Genomic DNA, 22,107 nt, shown 5'->3' with positions numbered 1-22,107 from the left:
CCCGCTGACGGCGATGGATGAACCTGTGATCATGGCCGCCCAGGCGGCAGCGGTGGTGCCCCGCTTCCAATACAGTCCGCCAATGATGACGGAACCTGAGCCTCCTGCATAAATGGCGCCCGTGATGGCGAAAAACATGAGGATATATTCGCTCTGCTGAAATAGCAAACTGAACAAAAAGATGAACACCGCCACGCCAAAGATCGACAGCCGCAGGGCACGAATGTGCTGCTCTTTGGGGAGCGGCTTATTCCGCAACGGCAGAATCACATCCTGGATAAAGATACTGCCCCACGAATGCAGATAGGTATCGATGCAGCCGATGGAGGCCGCCAGCATCACGGCGGTAAATGCGCCCATGAGCCCGATGGGGAAGAGCCTGGTCAGCACCAACGGCACGGTCAACTGGCTCTGGACGGCTCTGGAATCGACCGTGCTCAATACCGAATTGACCGCCGTGGCATGATTCAGAAAGTCAGGATGGTGCATGATTGTGTAGGCGCAGACGGGAACAAACAGAAACAGCAGCGACATGGGAATGCCCCGCCAGTTAGAAAGCACGCTACCCATCTTCGCCTCATGGGCGCTTTTGGCCGAAGCATTGTAGGCCATCGTCCCCTGCCAGGACAGAGTGCTGTAAATGGCACCGAACACGCCGATCAAAAAATACCAGATATTGAATCCTTCGACCTTGCTGGTTTTGAACGGATTGATGAGGGACTTATCGACTGGGGCGCTTTGGAGTGCTTCGAAAATCTTTGAGAAGTCAATCGTCAGCATCAAATAGATGAGAATGGTGATGAAAACGATGTTGACAAATGTCCCCTGCAAAAAGTCGGTGATCATCACGGCAATTTGCCCGCCAGAGAACACGAAGAACAGCGCCAGCCCCAAGATGATGATCATGATCAGGGCGAAGGTCGAGATGTCAATGCCAAAAATGGGAATGGTCTGTGGCAAGCCACAAAAGTAGATGAAAAACCGAGCGCCCACGGCGGGGAAGATGCCAAAATTGATGATGCCCGACAGGAAGGCGAGCATTCCCGCAAAGATTCTGAAATTGCGGCTGTAACGGATTTCAAAAAATTGCGCCATGGTCAGGGCACGGGTCTGGCGGAAGCGATAGACGACCCAGCCTGAAACCGTCAGGATCAAAACGACTACGCCCATGATGAACCCCCACCAGGTCATGGCGAATCCAGCCACGTAGTTCATCTCGAAGTTGGCGACGATGGTGATGGAGCCGAGCCCCGCCATGTATTGGCCCACGCTCACCAGATAGCGCCCTGCCGAGCGTCCCGCTGAGAGAAAATCAGCCACGCTCTGCATGTATTTTTTACTGATGATCACGAAGCTGATCAGAAACGTGAGAATGAATGCCACAATTGCCCAATCCAGCCAGGTCAGATTCAAGGTCACCTCCTAAATGATTGGTGGTCACAGAAATGAAAGGCCACAGAATTGAATTTTAGGTTTTTTTCTGAGACCTTTCATTTCTGAGACCAGTTCAATTTGGTCACAGAAATGAAAGGACACAGAATTGGTTACTGATGCCATCGCTCCAAGCGATGGAATCAGTAGGATTCTAATAACCAGAAGGAAAGGTCATTCCGAGCGAAGCGAGGAATCTGCTTGTTTAATTAATATCAAGATTCCTCACTCCGCTGCGCTCCGTTCGGAATGACAATCAAATTTTAACATTGCAGAACACGAGTTTTAGAATTGAAAGGCCACAGAATTGGATTCTGTTTTTTTCTGAGACCTTTCAATTCTGAGGCCTGTTCAATTTGGTCACAGAAATGAAAGGCCATAGAATTGGATTTTAATTTTTTTTTCTGAGACCTTTCATTTCTGAGACCATTTTTAAATCTTACTTTTGAATGGGTTTTATTTTTAAATCTGCAGAGCTATTTTATCATCGTTCTGCCATCCTGCGTAATCCGTATTTCCTGTTCCCCTGTTTTTAAGGTTGCTTCAAACAGATTCGGGGTTGTATGAATCGTGCTTGGCAAATTCAGATCCGCTTTCTTTAAATTCAATTTGGATAATTCATCAGTGTATCTACCCAATTGCTCGAAATAATTTCGCTCCTGATAATAAATCTGCCTCAACGTCCATTTGGCCGTTTCTTTTGGATCAAATTGAAATTCATCCTTCTCCTGACCAGCGATTTTATCGGAGAATTGCACAAAGCCCCACATCTCGGGGTAGTGCATATTGATCAATCCCTGCGGCGACCAAACCCAGTTGTCCTCTGGAAACGGCTTGCCCGTGGCAGGATTGACGACCTTGCGGTACTTGCCATCGCTCACTTCCACCTGCCATTCCACCCGTGAGAAATTGACCCGCCACTGATCGCCATTTTTCGGTGGCGTATCCCGATGGGCACATTCCTTGAGCACCTGCCACGGCAGGGCAACTTCCACCGACCAGAATTTATCCCGATCCCCAGGCTGATTGATCGTTCCATCGATAAAAACGCCTGTTTTCAATCCCTGTATATCCCAGGCATTCACCGCAGGCCCGCCGTCTCGATACGGCTTGATCAATAGCAGGTCCCAGACCGTGTTGAAGGCATTCATCTCGAACTCATAATACTCGTGCGTATCACCGTCAGGATCGATGAAGATCTCAAAATCATTGTCATAAAAAATCACCGCATCCCGCTCAGTCAAGGTCGCCCAGATGTCGGGCTCCTCCAGCTCAGCGGCGACGTAGAAATAGTCCGCATCCCACAGCATCTTAGCCCGAGTGCGAAAGCGGGGTCTGGGCTTCAGATCGCCTTCGATGTCCACGAAATCATCGGTCCAGTCGGCCTGCTGCCAGATGGGTTCATCGAGCTTGCCATCGATTTTTAATGGAAAATTGGCTTGATAACAGATATAATGTTTGGGATTGAATGGGATTTTGGGTGTGGGAAAAGCTTGTTTCGGTTGGGAAGAGGAAAGGCTGTAACCACCAAAGAAGAACAATATTCCGAAGTTCATGATCAACGTTCTAACCACTTTATCCTCCATATTCGCGCATTGATAATTTGATCTCTTGCGCAGCTCAATCTCAACTATACCGGTCGGTAACCTATAAGAAGGGGAATAGAAATAGGAATTATCGAAACCAAAATTACCCTAACCTGGAGATCTGAAAATGAATCTATCTTTTCAAATTTAACTGGTGCAAAAAGAGATTTTATAGAAATCGATTTTTCGATGCAATCTCAAAGACCCTAAAATAAGCGATGCATATTTTATTTTCGAGGGACCTGGTGATTTTTTTGGTATCCAAATCCTTGACCAAGGATAAATCTTACCGCCATGATTATTTGCCCCCTAAAGATTCAATTTAAAAACTGTGTTAGGAAAGAATCCAAGCGATAATTCCCCAATGCCAATCAGGACTCATAATAAAACACAAGAAAATGACCCGAAGAGTTCATCTTAATCTACCGCACATCGAATTCGTTTCAAGCAAAAGTAAAAAAATAATTCTGAATTGTCAATGTTTTTCTGGTTGGGTGCAAACTCTTTGTTGATTCAAATAAAAAGATTGAAAATGAAGTGCAATTTGATTAATTTAGCGAGACGTTGAAAAGGACACGCTGATGAAGGGTAAGGGCATATTTTTCCCGTTTAAGCGTGCTGGGATCTGCCAGCAGAGGCCATCGATTGACCCGAAAAAGGAAAGACATATGAAGGTGCTGATTTTCAATGGGAGTCCTCGGAGTAACGGCAATACATCGGCATTGCTTCAGGAGGTTATGCGCGGTGCAACCGATGTCGGGGCTCAAGTGGATCAAATTATCGCCTATCAGGCAAATATTCGATATTGTACAGGCTGTCTGAAATGTAATCTAGTTCGCCATTGTGTTCTTCGAGATGATGAATGGCCAGAGCTGAGCCAAAAGATTATAGAGTCAGATGCGCTCATATTCGGTTCTCCAGTTTATTTTCATCATCTTTCCGCTCCACTGAAAAAAATATTGGATCGGTTTCGGTCGTTTATGGAAGTTCGCATCACTGAAAGCGGATTGCAGCACACTCCCTGGCATCAATGGCGAAAGCATTTTGTTTTGATCTTATGCCTTGGATCTCCTGCGCCAGATGATGCTCAACCCATCATCGATTTGTTCCAGTTCATGATTGAGGTATTGGGAGAACAAAACCGGCTAACGGTTGTGGTTGGTACTCGATTGGCTGTGATCAATCAAGTCCGAATGACCGAAGGACAGCTACAGGAGCTATATACAAAGCTGAAATTACCGCTCGAATTCGTTGCTGAGGACTATAGGAAAAATCAAGAATTGCTGGCTCAGTGCTATCAGCTAGGGAAAAACCTCGCTAAATGGAGCTAAAAATTTTGAAAAAAACCGTTGCATCTTTTAAAAAAAAATTGTATACTACTATCCGTGATTCGCCTAATAATGTTTTTCCGGAATCAAGGAAATCATAATAATGAAAGGGTGATTCATGGAAACGGCAAAATTAGATGAGATCATCGCAGCCAATGGAAGCACCCGGGCTGGCATCATTTCAATTTTGCATGAGATTCAAGCCCAATATAACTACCTACCTGAACAACCACTCCGCTATGTTGCACAAAAATTAAACATTCCACTAATAGATATTTATAGCATTGCTTCATTCTATCATGCCTTTAGTTTGAAACCGCGAGGAAAGCATTTAATTCAATGCTGTCTTGGAACAGCGTGTCATGTGAGGGGTTCGCATCGTGTGTTGGATGAGTTAGAGCGAAGGCTAGGGATCAGAGCAGGGGAGACGACGCCGGATAACCAGTTTACGCTTAAAACAGTGAACTGTTTGGGCGCTTGTGCGTTGGGCCCCATCGTAGTAGTGGATCAGGATTACCACGGAAACACACGGGTTCAAAAGGTTGCAGCGATTCTCGCCAAATACAGTGATAATGGCACGGCAGCGTCTCAATAATTATAATATTGCGAGGTGTGACCCTGTTTCACTTGAGTCGTTTTTAAGGGTCACTTTTATTTTTTTTGAATGCCAAGGATGAATAAAGGAGCGAACCATGCCAAAGCTAACTATTGAAGATTTGAAAAGAATCCGAGAGCAGGCTCGAGGGACGGTGATACTTCGCGAGGGGCATGGAAGAGCCAAGATTACTGTGCACATGGGAACATGCGGAATTGCCTCTGGTGCTCGTGAGATCATGGAGGCGGTGATGAACGAGATTGAGTCTCGGGGAATTAAAGATGTCATTGTCACCACTAGTGGATGTGCTGGGTTATGCAGCCGCGAGCCCATGGCTACGGTGGAATTGCTCGGCCAACCGCCTGTCAAATACGTAGATTTGACCAAGGAGAAGGTGAAAAAGATTTTTGATGAGCATATTATTGGTGGCAATATTGTATCAAAATACGCCTTAGCCATCGGCAGTGAACGGACTTATTGATCGATAACTATATTCTCTGGTGCTGAGGCTTCAATGTGCACCTGAAAATTCGTTCAATCCAATCACCAAAATCACTTAATAACGGCTTTTATTCTCATATAAAAATCAGATGAGGAGATGAACTTGGGACACTATCGAACTCATGTTTTGATGTGCGCTGGGACTGGTTGCGTTTCGAATAGGTCATTTCAAGTGAAGGCCGCCCTAGAGGGTGAACTGAGGAAACTAGGCTTGGATCAAGAAATCATTGTCGTTACCACAGGTTGCAATGGATTTTGTGAGCGCGGACCTATTGCTGTAGTGCAACCAGAGGGGATTTTTTACCAACAGCTAAGGGAAGAGGATATTCCGGAGCTTGTTTCAGAGCATTTTCTCAAGGGCCGACCGGTCAAACGGCTGATGTATGTTCCTGATAAGGCAAAGGAACCGGTTCCGACCATGAGTGAGATTGAGTTCTTTAAGCATCAACGATTGATTGTCTTAAAAAACCGGGGCAGGATAGACCCTGAAAAGGTTGACGAATACATTGCATTTGGTGGATATGAAGCGTTAGCTAAGGCTTTGACCCAGATGACCCCCGAGCAGATTATCGAGGAAATCAAAGCGTCTGGGCTCAGGGGTCGCGGTGGAGCTGGGTTCCCCACAGGCCTTAAGTGGGAATTATGCCGAAAATCTCCTGGCAATAAAAAATATATCATTTGTAATGCGGATGAAGGCGATCCCGGTGCGTTCATGGATCGCAGTGTGCTGGAATCTGATCCACATTCTGTGCTGGAAGGGATGATTATCGGTGCCTATGCGATCGGCGCTGATGAGGGTTATATTTACGTTCGAATGGAATACCCTTTAGCGGTGCAACGGATCAATATCGCCATCCGTCAGGCTGAGGAATATGGGTTGTTGGGAGAGGACATTTTAGGGACTGGATTGAATTTTAAGCTGCATGTGGTATGTGGTGCTGGCGCATTTGTTTGTGGTGAGGAAACGGCGTTGATCGCCTCTATCGAAGGCCGAGTGGGAGAGCCGCGGCAGCGACCCCCATTCCCAATCCAGCGTGGATTATGGGGCAAGCCGACTAACATCAATAATGTTGAGACCTGGGCCAATGTGCCGCACATCATTAATCGCGGCGCCCAATGGTTCGCGAGCCTTGGTACGGAAAAGAGCAAAGGGACCAAGATCTTTTCTCTGGTCGGCAAGATCAAAAACACGGGGCTTGTTGAAGTGCCTATGGGAATTCCGCTGGGCGATATCATTTTTAACATCGGGGGTGGCATTCCCAACAACAAAAAGTTCAAGGCGGTGCAAACCGGTGGTCCATCTGGTGGTTGCTTGCCCATTGAGCTTCTGAATCTTCCCGTTGATTATGAAAAATTAGCCGAAGCTGGATCAATTATGGGCTCTGGTGGCATGGTGGTGATGGATGAAGACACCTGCATGGTGGATGTGGCAAGATATTTTCTCACCTTTTTGCAGGATGAATCCTGCGGCAAATGTTCCACCTGTCGCTGGGGGATTCAACGGATGCTCGAGATCGTCACCGATATCACCGAGGGCAAAGGCACGATGGAGAAATTGGCGTTGCTTGAGGAGCTAGCCCAAGTGGTGAAAGATACAACTCAATGCGGTTTGGGTCAGACCGCCGCCAATCCAGTGCTCAGCACGTTGCGCTACTTTCGAAATGAATATATCGAACATATCGTTGATAAACATTGTTCTGCCAGCGTCTGTCGCTCGCTCTACATTTCACCCTGTCAAAATGTCTGCCCTGCTGGGACCAATGCTCCTGCTTATATCGCCTACATCGCTGCTGGCCGGTATGAAGACGCTTATCTCGAAATATTAAATACGAATCCATTCGTCTCGGTTTGCGGGAGAGTTTGTGATCATCCTTGCCAATTCAAATGTCGTCGCAACCAGATCGATGAAACGGTGGCGATCCGCGCGCTGAAACGGTTCGCTGGGGATTATATTTATCAATATGCCAAGACGATCCCGAAGATCCCAGTAGCAGCGACCAAGCAGCCACACCGGATTGCCGTGATCGGAGGTGGTCCCGCTGGATTAAGTGCCGCATATTTCTTAGCTCGGCTTGGTTATCCTGTGACAGTGTTCGAAGCGCATGAGGTGGCCGGTGGAATGTTGGCTGAAACCATTCCTGCCAGCCGTCTGCCCAAAGACGTGCTTCAGCGTGAGATCCAGGCCATCCAGGACCTGGGAGTAGAGATCAAATTGAATACAAAGATCGGGGTCGATATTCCGTTTAAAAAATTGATGGAAGATGGTTACGCTGCATTTTTTGTGGCGGTGGGCATGTATGGTGATCGTTCGTTGGGGATCGAGGGAGAAGATCTGTTAGGTGTTTTTCAAGGGGTAGATTTTCTGCGCGATGTGAAGCTTGGAAAACCTACTTTTGTGAAAGACAAACGAGTCGCCATCATTGGCGGTGGAAATACTGCTGTTGATTCGGCTCGCACATGTGTGCGGCTCGGTGCAAAAGAAGTCACCATCATTTACCGAAGAACCCGTGATGAGATGCCAGCGTTTCGCGATGAGATCGAAGATAGCCTTGAGGAGGGAATTAAATTAGAGACGCTAACGGCACCTGTGCGGATCATCGGTGAAAACGGTAAGGTAAAAGCGCTCCAATGTATTCGAATGGACCTAGATATCTTTGGAAAGGATGGTCGCCGGAAGCCCGTGCCAAGGAAGGGCTCGGAGTTCACTTTCGAGGTCGACGTCGTCATCCCGGCCATCGGTGAGTTTGCTGATGTGAAAGAGTTATTCGCTGGGCTCGATGTCGAAACCTGGGAGGATGGAACGATCAAAGTGAATAAAGATGGCCAGACCAGTATTCCCAACGTGTTCGCTGGTGGGGATGTGACGACAGGACCCGCCACCGTGATCAAAGCGGTGGGAGCTGGTCAGCGGATCGCTGAATCGATCGATCGTTTCCTTTCTGGAGATGAGGGAAAGATTTATCCCTGGCGGGTCCATAAACCAGCCGATGTCCCCTTTGATCCCGATGCCGAGCCCGTGGATCTTCATCTCATCAAGCCACAGAGAATTCCATTGGAAATGCGGATCAAGGGCTTTGACGAGGTCGAACAAGTTTATACCCCAGAAATGGCTATGAAAGAGGCCAGTCGCTGTCTCCGCTGCGATATGGAAGTTTATTTGACGCAACAAAGATAACGGAGTTGATCGCATTCAGCTTCGAGCCTTTTCCATTGCGATTGAAACAGGAATTCATCCATTCTAAATTTAAATTGGATCGAGGAAGAGCTAAGATTTTCTAATTGAGCAATGATATGGTTTGATAGATTCATGAAAGTCAGAATTTTTTGGTCAAAGCAGGCATTGGACAATGTTACCTAAATCAGCTTCCTCGTCATTTGGCGGATGCTTCCCTCGCAGTTTTCGTTTGAGTCAAATTAAACAGCTCACTAATCGAAATATTGAGGCAATATATATAAATGTGAAAAGGAAGCAATCTTATGGTCCATCTCAAGATTAACAGTATCGATGTGGAGGTTGACCCAGGGACGACATTATTGGAGAGCGCGCGGTTTTTGGGTATCCACATCCCCACACTCTGCTATCATGATGGTCTGAGCCCTTACGGTGCTTGTCGGTTATGCGTGGTCGAGATTGGAGAGCGACCGAACACCAAATTGGTCGCTTCATGCACCTATCCAGCCACAGAAGGATTAAAAGTCTATACTCATTCTGAGCGGGTCTTGAAAGCCAGAAAGATGATCATCGAGTTGCACTTGGCCGCCTGCCCGACATCCAAAGTGATTCAAGATTTAGCCTCGAAACATGGCGTTCATCAAGTTCGCTTTAAACAGGAATACAACGATTGCATCAACTGCGGCCTCTGTGTTCGAATGTGTGCCGAGCAAATGAAAGGGAAGGCGATCGGTTTTGTAGGCAGAGGCACCGAACGGCATATCACCACACCTTTTGATATAAGATCCGAAGAATGTCGTTTATGTGGTGGCTGTATCTATGTTTGTCCAGCTTGCCAGACCCGGTGCATCGGACCGAACGCCAGAGAAACTGGGGCGATCTGTAACGCTTGTGCGAATTTGGAACCGCCCTGCGTCAACTATTTTGATGATCAGATGTGCTATTTGGATCCCTGCGTGGCATGTGAAAAGGAGTCGAGACGAGTGCCGAAAAAAGTGAAGGAAGTCTTGGTCCGATGAGCTCGGGTTGCGGATCAGTGGCTGATAAACGGCGGTTAGTGATCGGGGATCAGTGATCAGTAATCAGTGATCAGTAATCAGTAATCAGTAATCAGTGATCAGTGATCAGTAATCAGTGATCAGTAATCAGGTACCAGTAATCAGGAATCAATCGGTAGAAATAAGCATGCCTCAAAATGAAGATCCCGGAGTGTTATCGACATAAAAGCAGGTGGTTTTGGATAAAAATTTCGATGAGAAATGGGTTTCGAGAATAGAATAAACAATTAAGGAGAGTTGCGATGCCATCGTTAACCAAAATTAATCGATCTGCGGCAACATTGACCAAAAATAGAACGGAAGATTCCATTGTGCCGCCAAGCGGCATGTGCGTTACCTGCGTGGATGGCTGTATTGGCATGTGCGAAATTGGCAAATCGGCCTATCGGGGACATGAAGTGATCTACCCCCAGCCATTCGGCATCATCACCACGGCTTCGGAGAAGGATTACCCAGTCGATTATTCCCATTTCACCATATTAGGAACAATCGTTGGTGCTCATGGTATCGAGGCGGATAGCGATAAAGCCATATTCCCCAATGTGAACTTAGAACGGCACATCAATGGCTTAAAATTTAAGCTCCCGATCATCATTCCTGGGCTGGGCTCTACCAACGTTGCCCATAATAATTGGGATGGATTAGCGATTGGTGCAGCGCTGGCAGGCACAGGATTGACCATTGGGGAAAATGTCGTCGGCATGGATGTGGATGCAGAAATCGTAAATGGCAAGGTGAAGCGATCGCCAGAGTTGGAGCGCCGGGTGAAATTGTATCAAAAATGGCAGCGGGATGGCTATGGAGTCATTGTTTTGCAAGCCAATGTGGAGGACACTCGATTAGGGGCTCAGGAATACGGCATTCGAGAATTGGGCGTCGAGGCAGTGGAATTGAAATGGGGACAGGGCGCCAAGGATATTGGCGGTGAGGTGAAAATCAAAAATTTAGCCAAAGCCCAACTGTTGAGAAAACGCGGCTATATCGTATTGCCAGATCCATTGGATGAAAAAGTGATCAGGGCGTTTGAGGCAGGGGCTTTCAAGGAATTTGAGCGACACTCCCGCGTGGGAATGGTCACCGAAGAGGGCTTTTTACAGCGCGTCCAAGAGCTTCGCGATGTGGGGGCTAAATATGTATTCCTGAAAACTGGCGCCTATCGGCCGGCTGACTTAGCTCGTGCAGTCAAATTTGCTTCAAAGGCCAGAATCGATCTGCTAACGGTGGATGCTGCAGGTGGCGGAACTGGCATGAGCCCGTGGCGGATGATGAACGAGTGGGGTATCCCAGCAGTGGAGCTGCATTCGTTGCTGTATCAATATGTGGATCGATTGGCGAAAAAGGGTGAATATGTTCCTGCCATCGCGGTCGCCAGTGGCATTACTTTTGAGGATCAAATTTATAAAGCGTTGGCGCTTGGAGCTCCCTATTTCAAATTGGTGGGCATGGCGCGCGGGCCTTTAGCGGCAGCTATGGTCGGCAAAACCATTGGTCGCGCCATTAACGAGGGCATGATCCCAGTGTACGTCGAGCGTTTCGGATCAACCGTGGAAGAGATCTTCGTCACTGCGGTTGATCTCAAACATGAACTTGGTGCCGATACATTTAAAGAGGTACCGACCGGCGCGTTGGGGCTTTATACTTATTTCGAACGATTAGCTCAGGGCTTGCGCCAATTGATGACCGGCAACCGCAAATTCACCCTGGATCATATCGAGCGAAGTGACATCGCATCTTTGACCAAAGAAGTTGCGGAAATCAGTGGCATTACCTATGTGATGGATGTCGACAAAGAAGAGGCTGAGAGAATTTTAGAAAGCTAGACCAGTTGACTTCACACAATGAGCAGAAGATGAAAAGCCCTATCTCCTGGGATGGGGCTTTTTCATTCAATTTTAGGATCAGTTGCCTACTGACGATCGATGGTCAGCAAGAATTCATACCAATCGATCGGGTGCCAGAATCGGCAATTCATCTTCTATGCTTAAAAATTTGCTTGATATTTTGGGATATCCTTTTAAATTTGATATATGGCATTCAGCAAAATAGAAAATGACACTATGACCCATGGATTAACGGGCAGATTTCCGAATCATTGTTAGCTTTTGGATGAATTGAACCCTGCATCTTAAGAGAGATGGTCACAATTACAATTTGTTCTCTGTGTAATGAACCCAGTTACATTGAGGTTCTTTAAAACTAAATTTGCCAGGGAAGTTGCCAAACAATTGGGTTGTGTATTGGATTAAGTTCATCTATTTCCTAAATACATATGAGCGTTTCGATTGTCGAAAAAGTTGGGGATGTGAAAATCTATGGCAATGGCCTTTTGGGTGGCAAGGGCCAAGGGCTGGTGAAGATCAACGAGTGCAACATCGCCCGAGCCCATAAATTGAGCACGCGGATTCTAACTACCACCTTTTATGATCGCTACATGGATCGGGGTGGTAAATTCGATGCGGAGGAGCTTGCACCGATCCGAAGCATCTTGGAAGCCATGGGCACCATGCCGATCAGCGTGCGTTCATCAGCGACCAATGAAGCATGGGTGACGCCGGGAAGCCCTGGTTCGGTCCATGCCGGGGAAAACGCCTCGTTCATGCTGCCCAATAATCACCCTGATTTTTCGGTTCGATTCGAGCAACTGGTTCAAGCGATAGGTTTCATCTATAAAGATTTTATCGATAAGCAGCCGGAAGACAGCGGCGAAAAAATGGCCGTTGTAATCAACCCAATCCCAGGGATCTATGATCAGTCTGATGCAGGGGAGATTTATTATCCGCTTGTTTCGGGCGTGGCCAATTCCTTTTTCCCTTATGCATTAAAATCCCAAGACCCTCAAGAGGGATTCGCTCGGATTGCATTGGGTCATGGTTATGCCACAGTGCTGGACGATTTCCCAGTGATCTCTATGGTTACCATTAGAAATCCCATCCCACTCCAGTTGTTGGGGCCGGGGCAGAGTTTTTTCTATGCGATTGATTTGACCAAAAACAAAGGTCTGCGCGGCGAAGAGTTGGAGACCATGAAGAAACTGCATGTCCGTTTCGCCCGAAGTGATTACTGTCAGTTTTTAGGGATGGAGAAAAACTACGTCACCCTGGAGGCGCTGATCCAACAGGATCGCTTTGATTTTCGCCAGGGCCTGATTGAAATTATGGAGACCATCGCCAGGCGAATTGCTTCCCATTTTCAGATCGAGTTTGTGTTCAACATCATGAAAGCCGATGGGGGTCAGTTGGCTGGGCAGTTTCATGTCGTTCAATTGACTCAGCTCCCAGCGATGAAATTTGAGACCATTGAAATCCCGAACGGTACGGAAAATTGCTATCTATCAATTAGCAATTTGCAAGGCCATGGCATTATCCCTGAAATTCAGTATGCGGTGGTCGTCTCTCCATTTCTCTATTCCATCGAACAACATGACCGTGTCCGTCGCGAGATGCACGAACTGAACCGGAAGCTGAAAGCCGAACAAGCTCGATACATCATCATTGCTCCCGGGCGCTTGGGCACTAAAAATCGACAATGGGGGATTCAAGTGGAGTACAGCGATGTCGATGGCGCTGTGGGGTTGTTCGAGTATGGCGTGGACGTTGCGGGTCGGTCTGAGCCGCTTCCTGAAGCTGATGATTTGACCGGGGGGATCTATGGGAGCCATTTTCTCTATATGCTTCATGGCGGCCATGATGAACAACAGCGTCGGCTGCAGACGCGGATGTATGGCACGCAGGGGACACATTTTCTCACCAATTTGGTCGCCAATAATATCATCTACGGCTTCATCGCTCCAACCCAGGATTATATTGATCCCTGGTTTTTTGCAGGTCCCGAAGACGGTACGCCAATTTATCAACTGGAATTCCCGACGCCGGTGACACTCTATGCGGATTCGATGAACCAGCGCTGCGTCATTCTTGCGGGTTCTGGTTCAGGAGGATGACCGGTAATTGATGATCGATTCAGAGAATCTTTACATCTCGATGGCATGATTCATGACTCCTAACTTTCGAGAATCTATTTGAAGCCAAAAATAGTAGATTTAATGTCTCATGAGCATTCATCATCACGGTGAGCGAGGCTGATGACGGCATTGCAATTTAAAATCAACCCCAATCGGATGCGGGAGTTCGAATTCGTCCCTCGGATCATTAATCCAGTCAAGATCCACCAAGCAGCAATTTTTTCAGCGGATGAACAGCTTCGCAACGCTGGGCTTCAACTTCAGGAGACCATGCCTTGGGTCAAAGTGGTCTGGCTGCGCGATCCGATCTCCGCATCAAATTTCCAGTCCGATTCCCCCTCCGTTTTGATCTTCGATGATGTGGGGATGAATCTTGTGAATACGGATCGGATCAGGCGCACCAGAGACGACCGAGTCCTGGTGCTGGCAACGGCCAACACGACGCTCCATTGTTCCCCACCCTCAGTTGCCCAAGACAAATTTCCCTATTGTGCACGAGCCGATCTCGTGTTCGCTTACAATCAAACCGATTTAAGGCCAGCAACCATATTGCCAGCGATTGTGCGATGCGCTGAAGACAAATTGAACATCGAAAGATATTCTAAAGAGCGGCGGTTTATTTTCCTGATTGTCGACGACGAGCCGCGTTGGTTTTCCCAGTTTCTGCCAGTTCTTTACGAAATCATTGGCCAGCGCGCCGATGTGATGTTGACCCGGACCTACGAGGAAACACTGAAATTTTTATTCGGTGTGGAGCATGAAGCTGAGATTGTCGGCACCAATTATCATCTTCATGGGCATGGGGATGATGTGGTGTGTGTCATCTCGGATTTTTTCTTTCCTAAAGGAGATGATCTCAATGCGGAAGCGGGTCGCAATCTCTGCCAGTTGCTTAAGCGTTATTATCCTCGCATCCCAATCATTATCGCTTCTAAAGCTCAGGAGGGAGAAGAGTTGAGGAATTACGCCCTGATCATGCCCAAGGGAGATATTGGAAGTTTGGACATTTTAAAGCAATATATCCACGATTACACCGGCATGGGAGATTTTGTCATCCAAAATGAGCAACGCTCGATTTATTTTCGGGTGAAAAATATCCATCAATTGTACCAGGTACTTGTTATGGCGGAAACCGATAATCAATTAAGGGACCTTTTGGAGGTATATGGGGAGAAAGATTTCTTTTCTACCTGGCTCTATATGCATGGTTTCCGTGAGTTAGGCGATAAACTGCGTCCCAAACGCGATCGAGGCCAGCGATTGGTCTCGATCCTTCAGCGCTACATCCGGCGAGAGATCATTCGCATGCACTTTACCCCCTTGCTCATCGATGATATCAAGATTTTCACATTGAATGATTTGCTTCATACGCTTCGAACTGTTAGTCCAGAGAAGATCCAGTATTTTTCCGATAACGATTTTTTTTCGATTTGGCTGGATCGCAAAGGGTACAACGAATTGGCAGAGCAATTCCGGCCAATTCATGGCAGTGGATATAAATTGGTGCAAAAGTTAGCCGCCGTAGTGGAAAAGTGGATCGACGAACACGGCAACAATCTCAAGCAATATGATTGAGCCAAGCATCAACGAAAAGGGCGAGGACGATGCTCAATTTGCCTTCGGCTCAGCTAACAATTTTTACCACCAGCGTTGTCTTTCCTTGCCGATAATTACTCCGCAACAATTTATTCATCGCATCAAAAAAGTTTCTCGAGTTGATATTCCCCATTCTCGAAGTAGATCTCAGCCGAGTAGTCGCTATAAAACGAAAATAGGATCAACACACCATTCCGATTTGGATTTTTTGAGGGGCGCAGCGCGACTGGGGGAACAAAAAGTTTCTGCAAATAACGTCGCTCGATCCCTTGTTCGGTGTTCTCGAAGATCGCGACGAAGTACGGCGCTTTTTCTCCACGCTCCAACATGGTCCGCGACACTCCACAAATGATATACTCTGGTACATTGTTATTATTCAAATCCAGCAACATTTGCAATTTTGCATCTGCCTCATCAAAAAATTTCCGCGAATGTTCAGGAATGTCCGCTTTCGTCATCAATCGTGCCTGAGGAAATTCTGGAACGTGCTTTGCAAAAAATTGATCATTGAACTGTGCTAATTTTTTGTCAGCCGATTGCTGACAAGAGACTCCAATAAGAAACAGAACCATAATAATTAGAGGGATGTGATTGATAATTCGCATGGTGGCTCCATGAAATTCATTAGCTATTATGAGGACCTACTTACCAAGATGAAATTATTTTCGTCAAAAACGTGATCGGATTAGTTTCAATTTTAACGGAGCAATATAATAAAAACCCAAGCAAAAGTCAAAGCCTTTGTTCGAGCCATTAAAAAAAAATCAATCGTGAGATAAAATTTTTAAGCAAGCTGACTGCCTTGCAGATATGTATTAGTGCAAATTTGTAAGCCAATGCGACTTATCATAAAATCTGAATAGGCTGATTCAAGCGAAAAACGCATTGGTGAGAAATGCATTTCACAATTGCAATGAATTTTCATTTGAAAAAATTGGGCAATTTGGATTAATAAATGGCTTTATTCGAATCTGCATCATGCAATAACAACTGGGGTGACACATCATGGACGACAACAAGGCCATCTTCGAAACCATCATCGATGTTTTGCGAAAGGCGAATATCGGTTTCTCGATCAATGAGGTAAAAGATATCTTGATCGATCAAAACAAAGACGATCAAAAGCCGAAAACAGATGATCAGGAATATAATCCACCGAAAAAATATGACGATTAAACTAAATAAGAATGCGTTGTCAGTGTTCAATAATTGCTGGTCATTCATTCGGAATCAGGAGGATCGGGAAAATTGTGCCAAAATAAATGCAAATTCGCAGCCGAAGATCGCTGATGACTGACCAGAATTTCGTATGGATTTCAGAAAGTGTGCGATTATCGCGTGCTTAAGGAACAAATAAAAAAGCGGGGGTACGATCATTTGAGTCCTGACTTAGGCTCTAAATAAACCTTTCTCCAGAGGAGAATTTTGCTTTTTTTGAACCCATTTTTGAAATTTGAACCTCAATTGAATCTTCAATTTTTGATGATGCCATCCAAATTCCATCTTGCTTTGAATTCATGCGATCCAATTCGTTTCATTTAGAATATTTAAGGGCATGAGCAGTAGAATGAATGTGCTGGTAGTTTGGGTTCAACTGGCCAATTAAATAATGTTGACAATGGAACGAAACCGATCCAGTTCGCTTGCGATTCTAGTTTCCATCCTTGCAATTTTTCCCTAATAAAAATAATCATTGCTTTTTTAAATGGATTTGATTAGATTATTTCTTGATTTTAAATTTTCGAGCCGTCACGCTTATCGGTCGTTCCGTTTGGATCACCATAACACGGCTTGTCAGAAATACCTATCATTTATTTTCGAAATCGGCGAAAATTCGATTGCTCTCCCACCAGTTGAAGCGGCAGGGGGGTTCTTCAATGAAGGCCAAATTTTGGTTCCTGCTACTCTCTTCGGGGATGCAATTTTTCAATCGAGAGGTGGGTTATGAGAACAATAATTTTTTTAATCATACTCTGGGTGCTGAGCGTCACAGCCAGTTTTGCGCAACTCGATCGGCCATACGAGCCTGTCGTCATCAAGGGCGAGGCGCTACCGCATTTCTTGAATTTTGAAATTAGCCATCTCTACTTGTTTCGTTATCAATCCAGCAGCGACAAATGGGAGATGATGCCGTTTCAATTTGATGAAGTAAATCCGAAAGACCAGGATTCCATGTATTTTAAGCCCGATGATTCATTTGGTCGGCTTGATGAAGATGATGAATTGGTTTTTCTTTTAAAAGATTTGGGCGATCAAGCGTCAGCGCTGTCGTGGCTTGTCGGAGCTGATACGTTGCGCTATGAACTCCGCTTTTGTGATCCATTGGATGGCAAGCATGGATTTGCTTATTTGTATTTTCTGCCAACGATCCCTGGGCCAATCCCCGAGCCTTATCAAATGCGCTACGATGCGGCTTCAGATCGTGTCCACTCACTGAATTACGAGGTCGGCTTCAATCGTACCGGCCAGTTGGCTGATGTGTTGATCAAATCGGGCAGCAATACTGATATTTTCGACCGTCTTAAAATACGGGTATTGGGATGGCTTCTGGTGGTCCCCGTGTTTTTGCATGAAGATTATGTAGAAATGCAATACGCATACGCCAAAGTGGGTCCGGTGCGGGTGATTCGCAACCTTTATGGACGGTTTTACTGGAAACAAATGCACTTTGATGAAAAATTCACGCAGACATCGTTCTTCTATCCCTGGAATGGTTCGTTCAAACTGGTCGAAATCCCTATTGATGATGCTGTCGATGTTGGGGCAAAGGTCGATTTGCTCCGGATTTCGTGGGATTTTAACCGCAATAGCACAGGAATGAAATTTTATAGCGAGACAAACCGATCAGGAGCAATCATCGATGCAATGCCTGATGCGATCGACCATGCTTGCACCCCTGATATGCTGAACTGGGCAATGGGCACAGGCGATCCTGGCACCATGTTAAACATCTTTTACGTCCCTCCTCTTGGAGATCAGATTGAGCTTTATTACTATGATAATAGCGATGGAAAAACAGCGGATCCTGGGTTAAAAGTGGATACTGGTGACAGTTTATCGTTTGGGGATAATGGTTTTTCTTTGCAGAAACATATCGAGCAATACGCAGCGGCGGAATCGACGTTGGATGTGGTCTATTACAATTTCTTTCTCCCGCCGAACTTTGGCCCAGATGAAGCATCTTTGTTGTGCGCTCAGTTAAATTTTCCGGTGGAGATCACTGCGAAACTTGATACATTTGGCGTCTCAACAAAAATTTCCCAATTGAATCTTTTCAGTCCAGATCAGTTCTTCTTGCCGCAAAATTATCCAAATCCGTTCAATGCCTCCACCGCCATCCTCGTCAATCTGTCTCGCCCAACCAAAATCAAGTTACAAATTTTCGACGCGATGGGGAGGCTGGTAGATACGCTGGTCGATGAGCTGCTTCCTTCGGGACGACATGAATTTCTTTGGCACGGTAAGGATCGCAATGGAACGCCGCTCCCCTCTGGAATCTATTTCTGCCAGGCAGCCACCCAGGGTTCGTTTTCGCGGATAAAAATGCTATTGATTAAATAAGATTTCAAATTATGAAAAGAACAAATATTGTAATTGGGCTGTTCACAATAGTGCTGTTGCTCTGGCTTGGATGCGAAATTGATCATGGTCTATATCCGATTCGATATGCGATAAAGGGGAAGGTGATTTTCTTAAAAGGAGAGCCCCCTGCCAATACGGATCGAGTCGAGGTGTTTGCTCTGAAAGAATTTCCGCCCAAAGACCCTCAAAATTTCCTTTACCTGGGGCAATCTGGCCCGCTGGATTATCAGCGCGGCAACGAAATCGAGTATGATATTCAGGTATCGCGCACCACCTATCAGCTCATCGGTGTGCTCTGGAAAGAGAAGGGCCAGGATTGGAGTCTAACAGGTTTACTCGGATTTTACACAGGTGGTTTTCAATCGATTTTTCCGGATTCAGTGGTCATCACCAAAGAACATCCAGTGGCCGAGAACGTGAATATTTATGCCAATTGGGAAGCGGTTTCGAAAGATGCCACCATCTCCGGTAACATCTATTATGCAGGCACTTGGCCAGAGGATACGCAATTGGTGTTATTGGCCATTTATCCGAAAAAGCCAGCGAGTGAATTTCAATATCTCATGTTTGAGAATGTAGATTACGGCCAGCCCATCGGGGTGGAATCTTCCTCTTATCGCCTCAAGGTGAATGGGGGGATATACAATTACGTGGTGATCTACTGGGTTGGCAAAAGCATTCAAAAATTGACCGATCTGGTGGAACTCGGATTTTACGAATCGCCGCAAAATCCAGGACAGCCGGGACGGGTCGAAGTCAGATCTGGTAGTATAGCAGAGCAAATTGACATCTATGTCGATTTCAATAAAATTCAATTTCCGAAACCTTAAAAATCGAAAATCTATGTGGATCAGATTGACGCAAAAGATTGCTTTGTTTTTCGTTGTGCTAATTTGTTTGGGTTCGCGATCATTAGCGGTCGAAAGAGGCAAGATTGTCGGTGTAGTGACGGAAGCGAATTCTGGGAATAAATTGCCCGGAGTCAATGTTCAGATCGAAGGGACCGTGTTGGGGGCGAGCACCGATATTCACGGAAATTTCATTATCCGGAATGTGCCAATAGGCCGTTATGTGGTGAGAGCGACCATGATTGGGCATCGAGCTGCTCGGATCACGGATGTAGCCGTGCTGCCGCATCAAGAGACAAGAATCGAATTTCAGTTAGAGGAAATCCCGATTAATTTCGATCCCCTGGTTGTGACAGCCAATAAGGCGCAGAAGGAGTTAGATCTGACGGCGAACAGTATTTCCGTGGTCTCGGCCCCAGAAATACGAACACGGAATGCGTTGCGCGTTGATCAGGTGTTGGAGGCTGTGCCCGGGGTCAACTTCATTCGCGAACAGGTCAATATCCGCGGGTCTACTGGCTTTACGATCGGTGCGGCCAATCGAACCCTGCTGCTATTGGACGGCGTTCCAGTCATGGCCAGCGATACGGGGGAATTTAATTGGGATCTGTTGCCAGTGTTAGATATTGAGCAGATTGAAGTCGTGAAAGGAGCTGGGTCAGCCCTGTGGGGGACGGCCGCCCTGGGGGGAGTGATCAATATAATTTCCAAAGCGCCGACCGAACAAGGCAAGACGTTGGTTCGGATTTTGGCTGGGGAATACGATGAACCGCGCTACGAGGAATGGCGCTGGACCAAAGCGCCTCAGGGCTACGGCCGCGTCGATATCAGCCACAGCCGAAAAATTGGCCCGCTGGGGTTCCGATTTTCTTTGGGGCGTCATGTCTCTACTGGCTATACAGAGATGGATGATTTCAAGCGGTTCAACGCTACTGGGAAGCTGGTCTATCATTTCAAAGATGGATCGAGCTGGACGCTTTACACCGCTTATAATTACAATGCTGGTGGTATCTTTGTCGGCTGGGATGATCCCCAAAAGCCATTTCAGGTGCGGCCTGCCAACCGAAATAGCCGCGGCGAAATTAAAATGGCCAATTTTTATACCAACTATAATTGGATTTTGTCCACCAGAGCTGCGCTTAAATTTCGGTTGTCCTATTTAATGACGCTGATGGGCAATCAATTCGTTCGGTCGGCAGATTTCAACCCAGCGCGCGGCTTCGGGGGTGAGGTTCAGGGACTTTTGATGCCGTCATCGAAAACGGAAGTGACCTATGGCTGCGAGTTCAAGTGGGATACCGGTAGCACCAAGTATTTTGGGGACCATCAAGGTTATACCATTGGCCTGTACAGCCAGATCGAATACCGATTTCGACCCAATTTCCGAGTCACGCCTGGGTTGCGCTATGATCGTTACAAGCTGATCGGTGGATTGTCCCAAGACTTGCTCAGCCCCCGGTTTGGTGTCAATTATAAGCCGTTTGAGAGCACGATATTGCGGGCTTCCGCAGGGAGCGGATTTCGCGCTGCCACCATCGCCGAACGCTATCTTGATTTCGAAAATCGCAGTGTCATGATCGAGGCAAACCCCGAGCTCAAGGCCGAAACCTCTTGGTCATACGATCTCGGCTATCGCCAATATGTCACCCCAAACTGGTATATCGAGCTTGGCGCCTTTCGCAACGATTTCGACAATCTGATCGAAATCGACCTCCGCCAAAGTGAAATTCAATTTGCCAAGGATATTCGGGTCGCTGTGAAGTTCAAAAACCTGTTGCAAGCGCGAATCCAAGGCGTTGAAATGGCGACCTCCGGGCATTGGTGGCATGATCGACTGCGACTTCAAGCTTCAGCCACTGTTATTGATCCAAAAGATTTGACCACAGGGGCAACCTTGACCTATCGCCCTCGAGTCATCGCATATCTGAACCCTTCCGTCTCGCTGGGCCACTGGGAATTTCATGCCGATTATCGCTACGCCAGTCGGATCGAGGCAGTGAAATTGTTCCAGTACGACGAGCGCGTGCCCCAGAAAGTCTGGAATTTCCGATTGATCTATCACTATAACAAATTGGACCTTCAATTCGCGATCAACAACGCCCTTGATTATTATTACACCCAGATCGAACGCACGCTGGGTGAAATTCGGAATTACAGCTTCACAGTGATGGGAGAGTTTTAGTCTGCTCAACATCGCTAAAGGGAGGACAGAATATTATATCTAAACCAAGCAAAACAGCAATGAAATACAAGGCTGAATTTTGTTCTGAATAATGAATTGAACAAGCTTGATGAACGGTTCTGATTAGCGGGAAAGTTTTGGTGGAGGGTGCTCATTCATGTCAATTTTGACTTTGAATGAATTGAATGTCAGCGAATTAATTCTATTCATAGGGAGTTAAGTTGTCAACCTTTTATTGATTATGTTGATTAATTCTGGCAATTGAAC

Annotated in this window: 15 protein-coding genes and 1 pseudogene; 13 read left to right on the top strand and 3 right to left on the bottom strand. The window is 46.5% G+C overall.

Annotated elements, in window-relative coordinates; all coding sequences use genetic code 11:
* Positions 1-1,413, bottom strand: a 1,413-nt coding sequence (locus ONB37_16470) for a sodium:solute symporter (GenBank protein MDZ7401751.1), incomplete at its 3' end; no start/stop codon positions are given.
* Between the two features lie 494 nt (positions 1,414-1,907).
* Positions 1,908-3,005 (bottom strand): carbohydrate-binding family 9-like protein, encoded by a 1,098-nt coding sequence (locus ONB37_16465; GenBank protein MDZ7401750.1) that lies wholly within the window; start codon positions 3,003-3,005, stop codon positions 1,908-1,910.
* A 680-nt stretch (positions 3,006-3,685) separates the two neighbouring features.
* Here ONB37_16465 and ONB37_16460 point away from each other — a divergent pair.
* The 9 genes and pseudogenes from ONB37_16460 to ONB37_16420 all read left to right on the top strand — a co-directional run bounded on the left by ONB37_16460 (position 3,686) and on the right by ONB37_16420 (position 15,207).
* Positions 3,686-4,348, top strand: a complete 663-nt coding sequence (locus ONB37_16460; protein MDZ7401749.1) for a flavodoxin family protein — start codon at positions 3,686-3,688, stop codon at positions 4,346-4,348.
* A 115-nt stretch (positions 4,349-4,463) separates the two neighbouring features.
* On the top strand, positions 4,464-4,940 hold the full coding sequence (gene nuoE, locus ONB37_16455; GenBank protein MDZ7401748.1) for an NADH-quinone oxidoreductase subunit NuoE: 477 nt from the start codon (positions 4,464-4,466) through the stop codon (positions 4,938-4,940).
* Between the two features lie 97 nt (positions 4,941-5,037).
* A complete protein-coding gene (locus tag ONB37_16450) occupies positions 5,038-5,421 on the top strand; it encodes a (2Fe-2S) ferredoxin domain-containing protein (GenBank protein ID MDZ7401747.1) in 384 nt (127 codons plus the stop codon).
* 438 nt (positions 5,422-5,859) lie between these two features.
* Positions 5,860-7,389: pseudogene (locus ONB37_16445) on the top strand (SLBB domain-containing protein).
* A 72-nt stretch (positions 7,390-7,461) separates the two neighbouring features.
* Positions 7,462-8,616, top strand: a complete 1,155-nt coding sequence (locus tag ONB37_16440; GenBank protein MDZ7401746.1) for an FAD-dependent oxidoreductase — start codon at positions 7,462-7,464, stop codon at positions 8,614-8,616.
* Between the two features lie 302 nt (positions 8,617-8,918).
* Complete coding sequence (locus ONB37_16435; protein MDZ7401745.1) at positions 8,919-9,632, top strand: 2Fe-2S iron-sulfur cluster-binding protein; 714 nt, start codon at positions 8,919-8,921, stop codon at positions 9,630-9,632.
* Between the two features lie 281 nt (positions 9,633-9,913).
* Positions 9,914-11,491 carry an FMN-binding glutamate synthase family protein gene (locus ONB37_16430; GenBank protein MDZ7401744.1) on the top strand — a complete coding sequence of 526 codons (1,578 nt, stop codon included), beginning with the start codon at positions 9,914-9,916 and terminating at the stop codon, positions 11,489-11,491.
* Positions 11,492-11,940: 449 nt separating this feature from the next.
* Positions 11,941-13,611: a hypothetical protein gene (locus ONB37_16425; protein MDZ7401743.1), complete on the top strand. Its 1,671-nt coding sequence runs from the start codon at positions 11,941-11,943 to the stop codon at positions 13,609-13,611.
* Positions 13,612-13,752: 141 nt separating this feature from the next.
* A complete protein-coding gene (locus tag ONB37_16420) occupies positions 13,753-15,207 on the top strand; it encodes a hypothetical protein (protein MDZ7401742.1) in 1,455 nt (484 codons plus the stop codon).
* A gap of 122 nt (positions 15,208-15,329) precedes the next feature.
* Here the strand turns inward: ONB37_16420 and ONB37_16415 are convergent, their stop codons facing one another.
* Entirely contained in the window at positions 15,330-15,833 is a 504-nt protein-coding gene (locus ONB37_16415; protein MDZ7401741.1) for a hypothetical protein, read from the bottom strand.
* A 400-nt stretch (positions 15,834-16,233) separates the two neighbouring features.
* Here ONB37_16415 and ONB37_16410 point away from each other — a divergent pair, with 400 nt between their 5' ends.
* The 4 genes from ONB37_16410 to ONB37_16395 all read left to right on the top strand — a co-directional run bounded on the left by ONB37_16410 (position 16,234) and on the right by ONB37_16395 (position 21,840).
* A complete protein-coding gene (locus tag ONB37_16410; GenBank protein MDZ7401740.1) occupies positions 16,234-16,404 on the top strand; it encodes a hypothetical protein in 171 nt (56 codons plus the stop codon).
* 768 nt (positions 16,405-17,172) lie between these two features.
* Positions 17,173-18,789: a T9SS type A sorting domain-containing protein gene (locus ONB37_16405; GenBank protein MDZ7401739.1), complete on the top strand. Its 1,617-nt coding sequence runs from the start codon at positions 17,173-17,175 to the stop codon at positions 18,787-18,789.
* Positions 18,790-18,800: 11 nt separating this feature from the next.
* Positions 18,801-19,640 (top strand): hypothetical protein, encoded by an 840-nt coding sequence (locus ONB37_16400; GenBank protein MDZ7401738.1) that lies wholly within the window; start codon positions 18,801-18,803, stop codon positions 19,638-19,640.
* Between the two features lie 25 nt (positions 19,641-19,665).
* On the top strand, positions 19,666-21,840 hold the full coding sequence (locus tag ONB37_16395) for a TonB-dependent receptor (protein MDZ7401737.1): 2,175 nt from the start codon (positions 19,666-19,668) through the stop codon (positions 21,838-21,840).
* Positions 21,841-22,107: the final 267 nt, after the last annotated feature.

Source organism: candidate division KSB1 bacterium, from assembly GCA_034506395.1.
Taxonomy (GTDB): Bacteria; Zhuqueibacterota; Zhuqueibacteria; order Thermofontimicrobiales; family Thermofontimicrobiaceae; genus Thermofontimicrobium.
Note: the sequence above shows the minus strand (reverse complement) of the source record. Positions and strands in the feature narration are given on the sequence as shown.